Below are 11,975 nucleotides of genomic sequence, written 5' to 3' on the forward strand. Positions count from 1 at the left end.
CGTCGCGTCCGGCGCCCCTGTCCCGCTTCCGATAAATTGCCAAGTGATGCCGAACATCCGCCATGAGCCCGTCGCCCCGACCCGAACCCGCCCGCTCGCCGCGGGCGCGAGCATCGACGCGCACCGCCACGACGACCACCAGATCGTCTACGCGGCCACCGGCGTCCTCGCCGTCACGACCGACGCGGGCGTCTGGATCGCTCCCGCGAACCGGGCCATCTGGGTCCCCGCCTCGACGGTGCACGCCCACCGCGCCCACGGCCGGCTCGAGCTGCACACGGTGGGGCTGCCCGCCGCCGACGGCCCGCCCGGATTCGACACCCCCGCCGTCCTGTCGGTCGGGCCGCTGCTGCGCGAGCTGATCATCGCGAGCACCCGCCCGCCACTGGACGACACACCCGAACGCCGTCGGTTGCGGGCCGTTCTGCTGGACCAGCTGCGGGTGGCGTCCCGGCAGCCCCACCATCTGCCCGCGCCCAGCGACTCCCGGCTGGCGAAGGTGTGCGACGTACTGCGACGCGACCCGGCCGACGACCGGACGCTGGCGGAGCTCAGCACCGAGGCCGGGGCGAGCGAGCGGACCCTGACCCGGCTGTTCCGCTCCGACCTCGGTATGACGTTCCCTCAGTGGCGGACCCAGCTGCGCCTGCACCACGCGCTGGTGTGGCTCGCCGAGGACATGCCGGTGACGGCGGTCGCCCACCGGTGCGGCTGGTCGTCGACGAGCGCCTTCATCGACGTCTTCCGCCGCGCGTTCGGCCGCACCCCGGGTGCGCACCGGGAGCGGCCGGGAGGCGGGGACGACCGCCCCGGCGGGTGATCAGGACACCTGGATGCCGATGAGACAGGTGTCGTCGTCGGTGTCCGACTTGCTGTGCGTGAGCAACCGGTCCAGACGGCGGTCGAGGGTGGCGGCCGGGGTCCGGGCCGAGGTGAGCAGCTGGGACAGCGAGTCGTGGACGGCGGTGTCCCTGCGCTCGACGAGACCGTCGGTGTACATCAGCAGCGTGTCGTCCGGCTCGAGCTGGACCTCGCCCTCCTGGTACCGGGCGTCCGCCATGGCGCCGAGGAGCAGTCCGCCGAGCAGCGGCAGGGTGTCGGCCTGCTGTCCGCGCACGAGCACGGGAGGAAGGTGCCCCGCCCTGGCCCAGCGCAGGACGCGGGTCTGCGGGTCGTACAGTCCGCACACGGCGGTGGCGGTGACCTGTTCGGTGAGGTGGTGGGCCACGATGTTCAGCCAGGACAGCAGCTGGCCGGGGCCCGCGCCGGTGACGGCGAGGCCGCGCAGCGCGTTGCGCAGGACCACCATCCCGGTCGCGGCCTTGATGCCGTGGCCCGCGATGTCGCCGACGCAGAGCAGTATCCGACCCGACGGCAGGACGACGGCGTCGTACCAGTCGCCTCCCACCAGCGACTCGGCCTCCGCCGGCCGGTACCGGACGGCGACCTGGAGTCCCGGGGCGTCGAGGGGGTTGCGGGTCGGCGGCATGATGGCGTGCTGGAGTTGCAGCGCCAGCCGGTTGCGTTCGGCCGACTCCTGTTCGGTGTGGGCGAGTTGGTCGCGGGTGGCGGCGAGGGCCACCTCGGTCCAGTGCTGGGAGGAGATGTCCTGGTAGGCGCCGCGCAGGGCCAGCAGGCGGTCGGCCGCGTCGAGGACCGGTTCCGCGATGACCCGGATGTGGCGGGTCACCCCGTCGGGACGCTGGAGACGGAACGCCGTCGACGCGGGCCTGCGGTGGTGGAGCACGGTCCGCAGGAACCGGCCGATGGCGACGGTGTCGTCGGAGTGCGCGTGATCGGCGAGGTCGTGCAGCGACACGGGCTCCTCCGTGACGGCACGTCCGTACAGGTCGAAGAGCTGTCCGTTCCAGGTGATGTCACCCGTGAGGAGGTTCTCCTCGAAGCCGCCGATGCGTCCGAGGCGCTGGGCGTGCTGGAGCAGGCTGGCGAGCCGCGCGGTCTCGTCCTCGACACGCCAGATGAGCAGGACGCTGGCGCCGTGCCGGCTGATGCTGAGGTCGGCGACGGACGCGAGCGGGACCTGGTCGACGAGCGCGGTGAGTGTCATGCGCTGTGCGCGGAAGGGCTCGCCGGTGGCGTAGACGCGTTCGATCTTCCCGAAGAGCTCGCTGTCACCGGCCGCCATCGGGTACGCCTCCAGCAGGAGTGCCCCGCTGACGGCGCCGCGGGGGCGCCCGGCGGGGTCCACGAAGCTGCTGTTGACATGGCGGACACGGAAGTCGGTGAGGTGGCCTTCCGCGTCGACGTGCGGTGTGAGCACCAGAGCGGGGTCGTACAACCCGTCGGCCAGGTCCACGAGTTCGGACACGTCGGCCGGCTCCCGAACGGCGGCCGGTTCCGCGCCGCCCGCGGGGAGACTGTCGAGCGTGTGCGCGCACAGCTCGGCCAGGGCCTCGATCTGGCGGGCGACCGCCGGTGACCGGGGGGCCGGCTGCTGCGGCCAGCAGATCTCGAGCACGCCGAGGATCCGGCCGCCGGTACCCGCGGGCAGGGCGACACGACCGCCGCCGGGGCACTGTTTCTGCCCGATGGAGGGCAGTTCGGCCTCGGCCGGGGACGCGAACCATACGGCTCGCCGCTCGCCGAGCGCCTGGCGGGCGACGGTCGCGACGCCGGGCGGCACGTATCGCCAGCGTCCTGCCTCGTCGGTGCTGAAACCGGCGTGGCCGCGCAGGGTGAGGGACGAGTCGGAGCCCGCGGTCCAGATCGCCACGGCCGTCGCGCCCAGCGGGGCGAGGGCGTGCTCGAGCAGGGACTCGGCGACGGCCTGGGTGTCGTCGGCGGCCAGCGCGGCGCTCTCCGCGGTGCGCAGCCGTACAGAGACGGACGAACCGGTGTCCTCGCCGGTGCCCGGCCCGCCGTTCATCTGCCGGACGAACTCGCCCGCGGCTTCGGCGACCTGGTCGTGCGCGGCCTGGTTGATGATGTCCGCCGCCAGCTCCAGCTGCGACAGGTGGGCCTGGTCGGCGAGTTCGGCGAGCTGGCGCGCGGCCTGCGCCGGTCCGCACCGCAGCCGCTCGATCATGATGCCCTTGGCGAGCTCGACCAGCGCCCGGCCGTCGGCCGCGGCGTGCGCGGCCCTTACCTCCGCGCGCAGTCTCTCCACCGTCGCCGCCAGTCGGCCGACGGAGGACGTCTGGTGCGACCCCGCCGCCGTCGTGGTGATCACTGTCCGTGCGGCCGTGTCCGGGGAGGACACGACCGGGGCGGTGGACGCCTGGTCCTGGTGCCGGCGTGGAGCCGGTACCAGTTCCTCGCCTTCCTGCCCGCCCACTTCTTCGGGGAGGGTCATGACACCACCGCGCCGTCGCCCGAGGCCGGGATCAGCCAGCGGCGGACGCAGGCGATGAGGTCGTCGGCGTCGACCGGCTTGGTGACGTAGTCGCTGGCGCCGGAGGCGAGGCTCTTCTCCCGGTCGCCGGGCATGGCCTTCGCCGTGACCGTGATGATGGGCAGGTCCGCGTACGCGGGCATCCGCCTGATCTCGGCTGTCGCGGCGTACCCGTCCAGCTCGGGCATCATCACGTCCATCAGGATGAGGGAGATGTCCGGGTGCTCCGCGAGGGCCTCGATTCCCTTGCGGCCGTTCTCCGCGTGCAGGACCCGGATGCCGTGCAGTTCCAGGATGCCGCTGAGCGCGAAGAGGTTGCGCGCGTCGTCGTCGACGACGAGGACGGTGCGGCCGTGGAGGGAGTTGTCCACGCTCCGGGGCGTCTGCGGACGGGTCTCCTCGCCGCGCAGCAGGGGCACGACGTCGCCGGGCTGATCGGCGGACAGGTGCAGCGCGATCCGTTCCCGCAGTTCGTCCAGGCTGGAAAGGAGTTCCAGCGGCCGCTTCCGGGCACGCGCCTCGAGAGTCCGCTCGTCCGCCGCGTCGAGGCGGCGGTTGTTGTGCGCCAGTACGGGTACGGTGCGCAGCGCGGCGTCACCGTCCATGGCGTCCAGGAAGTGCAGCGCCTCGCTGTTCGCCATGTCGAGCTCGAGGACCACGCAGTGGAACGGCGCGGCGGCCAGCGCCTGTGCCGCCTCCTGCGGCCCGACCGCCGCGACCAGTTCGATGTCGTCGCGGTCTCCCAGCTCGTGACCGGTGAGCTCGGCCACCGCGCTCTCGGCGACGAGGGACAGCAGCCCGCGCGGCCGCTCCTCGATCACCAGCAGCCGGCGCGGCCCTCGTACCTCGGCGTCCCCGCCGTTCTGGCGGCGGGTGTCGGACGGCTCGCCGGAGTGCGGGGCGGCACCAGCGGCGGGTCCCGCATGTCCGTCGTCGGTGTGGTGGTCGTGGAAGTCGGCGCGGGCCACGGGCAGGTACAGCGTGAAGGTGCTGCCACGGCCGGGCGTGCTCCTGGCGGTGAGCGCGCCGCCCAGCAGGTGCGCGATCTCCCGGCTGATGGACAGCCCCAGCCCTGTGCCGCCGTACTTGCGGCTGGTGGTGCCGTCCGCCTGCTGGAAGGCTCCGAAGATCACTTCGAGCTGCTGCTCCGCGATGCCGATACCGGTGTCCTCCACGCGGAAGGCGACCACGGCACCACCGCGGTGGACGGAGGGGGGCAGCTCGCCGTCGGCGGCCGGCTCGATGCGCACCTTCACGCTGCCGCGCTCGGTGAACTTGACCGCGTTGGAGATCAGGTTGCGCAGGACCTGGCGCAGCCGGGAGTCGTCGGTGAGCAGGTCGACCGGCACGCCGGGCGCCGTGTCGATGGTGAAGTCGAGGCTCTTCTGCGTGGTCAGCGGACGGAAGGTGGCCTCGACGTAGTCGAGGAGCTGCCGGATCGGCACCCGCTCCGGGTTGATGTCCATCTTGCCCGCCTCGACCTTGGACAGGTCGAGGATGTCGTTGATCAGCTGGAGCAGGTCGGAGCCCGCCGAGTGGATGATGCCCGCGTACTCGACCTGTTTGGCGGTGAGGTTGCGGGTCGGGTTCTGCGCGAGCAACTGGGCGAGGATGAGCAGGCTGTTGAGCGGGGTCCGCAGCTCGTGGCTCATGTTCGCCAGGAATTCGGACTTGTACTTGGAGGCGAGCGACAGCTGCTGGGCGCGGTCCTCGAGCTCCTGGCGCGCCTGCTCGATCTCGAGGTTCTTGCCCTCGATGTCGCTGTTCTGGGCGGCCAGCAGGGCGGCCTTCTCCTCCAGCTCCGCGTTGGAGCGCTGCAGTTCCTCCTGCTGTACCTGCAACTCCTCCGAACGGGACTGGAGTTCACCGGCCAGACGCTGCGATTCGCCGAGCAGTTCGTCGGTCCGGGCGTTGGCGACGATGGTGTTGACGTTTCCGCCCACCGTCTCCATGAGCTGTTCGAGGAAGTCCCGGTGGATGGGGGTGAAGGCGGTGAAGGAGGCCAGTTCGATGACGCCGAGGATCTGGTCGTCGACGACGATCGGCAGGACGATCAGGCTGCCGGGCGTCGCCCGGCCGAGCCCCGTGGAGATGCTCACGTAATCGGCGGGGACGCCGTCCGCCTCGATGGTCCGGCGGCTGCGGGCCGCCTGGCCGACCAGGGACTCGCCCAGCTTGAAGCGGTCGTGGCCGGTGCTGCCGGCGGGCCGCCCGTAGGAGCCCACACGCCGCAGTTCGGTGCCGTCCGGGGTCTCCTCCGCGAGGTAGAACGCACCGTACTGGGCAGAGACGAGCGGGGTCAGCTCGTCCATGACGAGCTCGGCGACGTGGGCCAGGTCGCGGTGTCCCTGCATCAGGCCGGAGATCAGGGCGAGGCTGGACTTCAGCCAGTCCTGTTCCTGGTTGGCACGGGTCGTCGCCCGCAGCGAGCCGACCATCGCGTTGATGTTGTCCTTGAGTTCGGCGACCTCACCGGAGGCGTCCACGGTGATCGACCGGGTCAGGTCGCCCTCCGCGACGGCGCTGGCGACCTCCCCGATCGCCCGCACCTGGCGGGTGAGATTGCCTGCCAGCTCGTTGACGTTCTCGGTGAGGCGCTTCCAGGTGCCTGCGACGCTCGGCACCCGTGCCTGGCCGCCGAGGCGGCCTTCGGTTCCGACCTCCCGGGCCACCCGGGTCACCTCGTCGGCGAACGACGACAGCTGATCGACCATCGTGTTGATGGTCGTCTTGAGCTCCAGGATCTCGCCCCGCGCTGTCACCGTGATCTTCTGCGACAGGTCGCCCTGCGCCACGGCCGTCGCCACCTGCGCGATGGACCGCACCTGGCCGGTGAGATTGCCGGCCATCGAGTTCACGGAGTCGGTCAGATCACGCCACGTCCCCGAGACGCCCTTGACGTCGGCCTGGCCGCCGAGGTTGCCCTCGGTTCCGACCTCCCGGGCCACCCGGGTCACCTCGTCGGCGAACGACGACAGCTGATCGACCATCGTGTTGATGGTCTCCTTCAGTTCCAGGATCTCGCCCTGGGCGGTCACCGTGATCTTCTGCGACAGGTCGCCCCGCGCCACGGCCGTGGTGACCTGGGCGATGTTGCGGACCTGAGCGGTGAGGTTGCCGGCCATCGCGTTGACCGAGTCGGTCAGATCCGCCCAGGTGCCGGAGACACCGGGGATGTCCGCCTGACCGCCCAGGGTGCCCTCGGTTCCGACCTCCCGGGCCACCCGGGTCACCTCGGAGGTGAACAGCGACAGCTGGTCGACCATGCCGTTGAACACGGTCGCGATCTCGCCGAGCAGCCCGTCCGCCTCGTCGGGCAGCCGGGTGCCGAAGTCGCCGTCGCGCACCGCGGTGAGCCCGGCCAGCAGCTGCCGCAGTTCCGGCTCACCCACCTTGCCCGCGCCCCGCGCACGCGAGCGCTGCACCGGATTCGAGCTCTCGGCAGAAGTCTCAGGCATGCCCATTCCTCGTCCACCCCTCGCCGGACGCCCCGCCGCAGCGGCGCCGTCACCGCGCGCCCTGACCGGGGATCGCCCCCACGACGTCTCATCACTCGGTACGACCGTTGTCGTACGGCAAAATACGTCGCAGAGTACCCCGGCCAAAGGCGCACGGGAAAGCGGCGTCTTCACGAGTAGGCTTCCGCCGTGCCGTGCTGTGCCGCGCGGCGGCGCCGGCGTCACCGGCTCCGGCGCACGGCCGCCCGTCCCCGCCGAGCAAGCCCCCGGCCGAGCCCCATCAGGACCCGGCCACGTCCGACCGAGCCCGTCAGCAAGCCGTCCCGGAGTCTTTGCCTCATGCCCACCAGCCCCGCATCGCTCCCGCCTCGTACCAGCGAAGCAGCACGCGCGGCAGGTGACGTGATCGAAGTGCTGGAAGTGATCTGGGAACGCGGTCGGGACACGGCGTCGACGCAGGTGTCCGGCTCCCAGCTTCGGGTGCTGTACGCCCTCGAACGCCGGGAGGGCATCAATCTGCGGACGCTGGGCGAGATGCTGAGGGCCGCCCCTCCGTCGGTGAGCCGCCTGTGCGACCGGCTCCAGAGCCTGGGGTTCGTGGAACGCTCCGCGAGCCCGGCGAGCCGACGGGAACTCGAGCTGCGCCTGAGCGCGCTCGGGAAGTCGTATCTGCGGGAGTTGCGTGAGAAGCGGGAACGGGAGCTGACAGAGGCGCTTGACGCGATGCCAGGTGCACGGCGCGCGGCGCTGCTGCAGGGGCTGCGCGGCCTGGGGAGGCTCCTGAGAGATCCCGGCGGCGGGCGTTGACCGACGGGCGTTGGACCGACGGGGGCGTTGGACCGACAGCGGGCGTTGGACCGACGGGGGCGTTGGACCGACGGCGGGCGTTGACCGACGGGTGCGTCAGACCGACGGTCCAGGCTCGGGGAACAGGCAGGGCGGCCGGACGTCACCCCGGCGTTCCCGGCCCTGGGCAAAGGACCAGACCGCGCGGACGGTCTTGCCCCCCGAGTTGGGAAGAACCTCGACACGGTCGGCCAGTTGCTGCACGATCTGCCAGCCCCGGCCGCCCACCGCGCCCGCGTCGGGTGTCCTCGCGGCGGGCGGGGCCCAGCTGGCGTCCTCCACGTCCACGACCAGCTGCCGACGTTGCACGCCGACCCGCAGTCGCCACCAGCCGACCGTGTGCTTGACGGCATTGGTGACCAGCTCGGACACCACCAGCACCACGTCGTCCACCGCCGGTTCCCCGCCCGCCTGCCCGACGAATTCCGAAGTGGCGCGACGCGCATCGCCGATGTCCGCTTCCGCTGACGTAATGATCATCACGCGTTGTCCTCCTTTTCCGCTGAGGTGTGTCCGCATCCGGCGGCTCGATCCCCCCTTTCTCACAGCCTGCTCTGCAACTCGCGTTCCCCTGTTCCGGTGCATGACACCAAGGGCGTGAAATCGTCGACCACGGCCTTCCCGGATACCGGCGGAGGGGCCGAAAAATGTGGATCGTGAATTTCCGAATACGGAATCGGGCGCTCTCGAGCCGCGGTCGGGAGGGTTTTGCGCATGGGGCCCACGGCCACGACATGGCGCAAAGATATGGTTGTCGTGCGGAGAGCCTCCTGAGCACCGCCGGCGCAGGCCGGCGACGGGGCTGCGCTCCGCGCAGGGAGCGCGGCACAGGGCCGGCGCCACGAACCGAGGATTCCTGATACGGAGTGTCATCAGACAAGGACGCGAACCCGGCGTCCTCCCGTCCCCCGCGGCAGGACGCCGGGGCAGCGGGAACGACGGGAGCGGCGCGCGAGCTCATCGAACTCCTGGAGGTGCTCTGGGAGCGCGGAAAGGACATGGCGCCGCCGGCCCCCGTGTCGGCCTCCCAGTTGCGGGTGCTCTACAGCCTCGATCACGAGGAGGGGATCAATCTCCGCACTCTGGGCGAGCTGCTGGACGCCGCCCCGCCGTCCGTGAGCAGGCTGTGCGACCGGCTCGAAGCCCTCGGATTCGTGCAGAGGCTCCCGCACCCGAGCAGCCGGCGAGAACTGGAACTGCATCTGACCGGTCGGGGCAGGGCTTATCTGGGCGACCTGAGGGCCAGACGCCAGGAGGCGCTGCGGGAAGTGATCGCCGCGATGGCGCCCTCGGAGCGGAAGGCCCTCCTGGAGGGGCTGACGAGCTTCCACGAGGCGGTGGACGAAGTGGGTCCCGCACCGTGGCGCAAACCTCCGCCCGGCGACGCGCAGTCCGCCTGACGCCGACGTCAGGCGGACTGGCGGGGGGACCGATCCGCAGGCCGCGGCGTCTCCGGGCTCTGAGGGCTCTGAGGGCTCTCAGTTGAGCATCTGCTCGCGCAGCCTGGTGAGAGTGCGGCTCAGCAGGCGTGAGACCTGCATCTGCGAAATGCCCAGCCGCTCCCCGATCTCCGCCTGCTTGAGCTCGTCATAGAAGCGGAGCCGGAGGATCAGCCGGTCCCGGTCGTCGAGCTCCTCGATCATCGGCTTCAGCGCCTGCAGGTCGTCGACCAGGCCCAGCGCGGGGTCCAGGTCACCGAAGCGCTCCGCGAACGGGGCCTCGGCGCTCTCGCCGCCCTCGGAGTTCGGCACGTCGAACGAGCTCGCCACATAGCCGTTCATGGCGACGAGGCCCTCCGAGACCTCTTCCACGGGCAGGTCCAGGTGCTCCGCAAGCTCCTTCGCCGTCGGGGCCCGGTGCAGCGTGCCGGAGAGCTCGTTCGCCGCCTGCACGAGTTCGAGCCGGAGTTCCTGGAGCCGGCGCGGGACGTGCACCGCCCAGCTGGTGTCCCGGAAGAAGCGCTTGATCTCCCCGAGGATGTACGGGACGGCGAAGGTCGCGAACTCGACCTCCCGGCTGAGGTCGAACCGGTCGATGGCCTTGATCAGTCCGATGGTGCCGACCTGCACGATGTCCTCGTCGGGCTCGGCGCGATTTCGGAACCGCCGCGCGACATACCGGACCAGGGAGATGTTCATCTCGATCAGCGTGTTGCGTGCGTACTGGTACTCCCGCGTGCCTTCCTCGAGGTGCCGCAGCCTGTCGAGGAACAGCGCGGAGAGCCTGCGCGCGTCCGCGGGCGCCACCTCGGAAGCTTCGTCGACATGCGGCAACCGGGTCCCGCCCGCGTCGCCGAAGGGGTGTTCCTCCTCGCCCCGCTCCGTCAGCCGCTGCTGGATCGGTGCCGCGGTGGCCATGACGTCTCCTCTGTTCGTACGTACGCCGTCGTGGACCTTCCTTCCCCGACAACAGTTTCCCTAACGCAAGAATTCTCGCCTCCGTGCGGCGGCGCAGAGGGCGCAAGGGGAGGTCGGGAGGTCGCGGGAAAGAGCCGGGACGACGGGCGGGGCGGACCGGAACTCGGTTCCGGTCCGCCCCGCCCGTCGTTCGCGGGAATCGCCCCATGAGGCCGCCGCGAGGACACTGCTCAGCCACCTCCAGCCGCCTGGTGGCGGATTCCTACCAGCGGTACCAGCGACTCCTTCGGCCGCCTGAAGCCGCAGGCCGAATCACGAATCCCAGCAACCACACCACGAGTACGATCACGGCGATCCACCAGAGCGCCTTGAGCGCGAATCCGGCCCCGAAAAGGATGAGGGCAAGCAGTAGAACGACAAACAGGGGAACCATTCTCATCACCTCCGGAATTCCGTATGCCCCGACCCCGAATGGGCATTCATATTATGCGAGCTGTTTCTCGGAACGGACTCCGGGTAACCGCGTTCGCCCGCCCCGGAGCTGAACGGCGGTCGCCGTTCAGCTCCGGGGCTCCCCGGCGTCGGGCCGTCCGTGCCAGTCGAGGCAGACCACCAGTGCGTCGTCGTCGAGCGGAACCTCCCCGTGATGCCCGGCGAGCTCGTGCAGCACTGCGCCGGGAACCTGGGTGGGCGGCAGAAGCCTGGTGCCCGTCAGCGAGCGCGCCAACGCCCGCTCGCCGTAACGGACTCCGGCGGGTGAAGCCGCGTCGTACACCCCGTCGCTGCTGATGAGCAGCCGGTCGCCCGGGCGCACCGTGAAGCGCTGGGGCGTGTACACGGTGTCCTCGAACATGCCCAGCGGCAGCTGCTGCTCGAAGGGGATCCGGTCGACGGTTCCTTCGCGCAGCCGCCACAGCCGGGGAGAGCCGGCGTCGATCGCCTCCACCTCACCGGTGGCCATGTCGAAACGGAGCAGCAGAACGGCGACGTGGAGTCGGCCCCGGTACTGGGCGTGGACGGCCTGGTCGGCCAGCATCGCCTGTCCCTGGAGGTCGAGACCGGCGCGTCTGGCGTTGCGCAGCGCGTTGACGGCGAGGTTGGTGAGCAGGGCGGCCTCGATGCCCTCCCCCATACCGTTGGTGACGGTGAGCGCCAAGTGATCAGCGGAGGCGGACCAGTCGTAGTTGTCGCCGAAGATGGCGTACGCGGGTTCGAGATGCGCGCCGAGCGAGAACTCGGGACGGGAGCAGGAACTGCCGGGCAGCAGTTGCCACTGCATCTCCGCCGCCAGAGTGAGCCGCGATGCCCGCCGGGCCAGGTCGTAGAGATCGGTGTCGCGCTCCGCGACCAGGATCTCGTGGCCCAGGACCTCGCAGATGTGCTGCATCCCGGCCAGGACCGTCGCGGTGCAGGCGTCCTCCGGCAGCGTCACCGACAGCACCCCCATCCGCCCGCCGCGGACCGTGACCGGGAGGTGCGCCTCGACCGACCCGTGCTCCGCGCCCTTTGTGACGACGGGCTCCTGTGCGCCGAACGCGCGGCCCTGCGGACTGCCGTTGACGGGCACCGGCTCCGAGGAGGAAGGCACGGACTCCACGGCTTGAAGACTGCGCATGGCGTAGTCGGCGAGCCTCAGCTGCGTCCGCCGCGCACCGTAGTAGTCGGCGAACGCGTCTGTCACGACATCGACCAGGGTGTGGGGCGCGGCCGTGCGCAGCGCCTTCTCGACAGCGGCGAATTTCTCCACGTCATCCCATATCTCGTTCGGGCCGGCGACCGGAAGCCGGCAGTGCCGCGGCCACGGCCGCGGCAGGTGTTCCCTGCTCCCGGGGCCGGCCCCACGCCCGGTCTCCAGGCTACGCCGCGCACCCGTGCGGTTCCGGGATCTGTTGCCCTCGGGTCGGCCACGTACTCCCGGCCGCCGCCACGGACCGGCGTGATCACTTACGCTGATCGCCGTCG

Annotated in this window: 9 protein-coding genes; 3 read left to right on the top strand and 6 right to left on the bottom strand. The window is 70.9% G+C overall.

Annotated features, from left to right (window positions below):
* Positions 1-46: 46 nt before the first annotated feature.
* Entirely contained in the window at positions 47-820 is a 774-nt protein-coding gene (locus ACFYV1_RS25440; protein ID WP_389397882.1) for an AraC family transcriptional regulator, read from the top strand.
* Here the strand turns inward: ACFYV1_RS25440 and ACFYV1_RS25445 are convergent, their stop codons facing one another.
* Together ACFYV1_RS25445 and ACFYV1_RS25450 are read right to left on the bottom strand one after the other, a co-directional pair.
* A complete protein-coding gene (locus tag ACFYV1_RS25445) occupies positions 821-3,313 on the bottom strand; it encodes a SpoIIE family protein phosphatase (protein ID WP_389397883.1) in 2,493 nt (830 codons plus the stop codon).
* Positions 3,310-6,810: a HAMP domain-containing protein gene (locus tag ACFYV1_RS25450; protein ID WP_389397884.1), complete on the bottom strand. Its 3,501-nt coding sequence runs from the start codon at positions 6,808-6,810 to the stop codon at positions 3,310-3,312. Before ACFYV1_RS25450 ends, ACFYV1_RS25445 begins: the two co-directional genes overlap by 4 nt.
* A 339-nt stretch (positions 6,811-7,149) precedes the next feature.
* Here ACFYV1_RS25450 and ACFYV1_RS25455 point away from each other — a divergent pair, with 339 nt between their 5' ends.
* Positions 7,150-7,617: a MarR family winged helix-turn-helix transcriptional regulator gene (locus ACFYV1_RS25455; RefSeq protein ID WP_389397885.1), complete on the top strand. Its 468-nt coding sequence runs from the start codon at positions 7,150-7,152 to the stop codon at positions 7,615-7,617.
* A gap of 96 nt (positions 7,618-7,713) precedes the next feature.
* Here ACFYV1_RS25455 and ACFYV1_RS25460 read toward each other — a convergent pair whose 3' ends face one another.
* Positions 7,714-8,136, bottom strand: coding sequence for an ATP-binding protein (locus ACFYV1_RS25460; protein ID WP_389397886.1), 423 nt, complete (start codon positions 8,134-8,136; stop codon positions 7,714-7,716).
* Positions 8,137-8,522: 386 nt separating this feature from the next.
* On the opposite strand from ACFYV1_RS25460, the gene ACFYV1_RS25465 reads away from it, so the two are divergent.
* Entirely contained in the window at positions 8,523-9,056 is a 534-nt protein-coding gene (locus ACFYV1_RS25465) for a MarR family winged helix-turn-helix transcriptional regulator (RefSeq protein ID WP_389397887.1), read from the top strand.
* A gap of 78 nt (positions 9,057-9,134) precedes the next feature.
* Here ACFYV1_RS25465 and ACFYV1_RS25470 read toward each other — a convergent pair whose 3' ends face one another.
* The 3 genes from ACFYV1_RS25470 to ACFYV1_RS25480 all read right to left on the bottom strand — a co-directional run bounded on the left by ACFYV1_RS25470 (position 9,135) and on the right by ACFYV1_RS25480 (position 11,760).
* Complete coding sequence (locus ACFYV1_RS25470; RefSeq protein WP_389397888.1) at positions 9,135-10,013, bottom strand: SigB/SigF/SigG family RNA polymerase sigma factor; 879 nt, start codon at positions 10,011-10,013, stop codon at positions 9,135-9,137.
* A gap of 262 nt (positions 10,014-10,275) precedes the next feature.
* Positions 10,276-10,446, bottom strand: coding sequence for a hydrophobic protein (locus ACFYV1_RS25475; RefSeq protein WP_389397889.1), 171 nt, complete (start codon positions 10,444-10,446; stop codon positions 10,276-10,278).
* A gap of 126 nt (positions 10,447-10,572) precedes the next feature.
* Positions 10,573-11,760 carry a PP2C family protein-serine/threonine phosphatase gene (locus tag ACFYV1_RS25480; RefSeq protein WP_389397890.1) on the bottom strand — a complete coding sequence of 396 codons (1,188 nt, stop codon included), beginning with the start codon at positions 11,758-11,760 and terminating at the stop codon, positions 10,573-10,575.
* Positions 11,761-11,975 lie beyond the last annotated feature (215 nt).

Origin of the sequence: Streptomyces sp. NPDC003023 (assembly GCF_042888225.1) — a bacterium.
Lineage (GTDB): Bacteria > Actinomycetota > Actinomycetes > Streptomycetales > Streptomycetaceae > Streptomyces.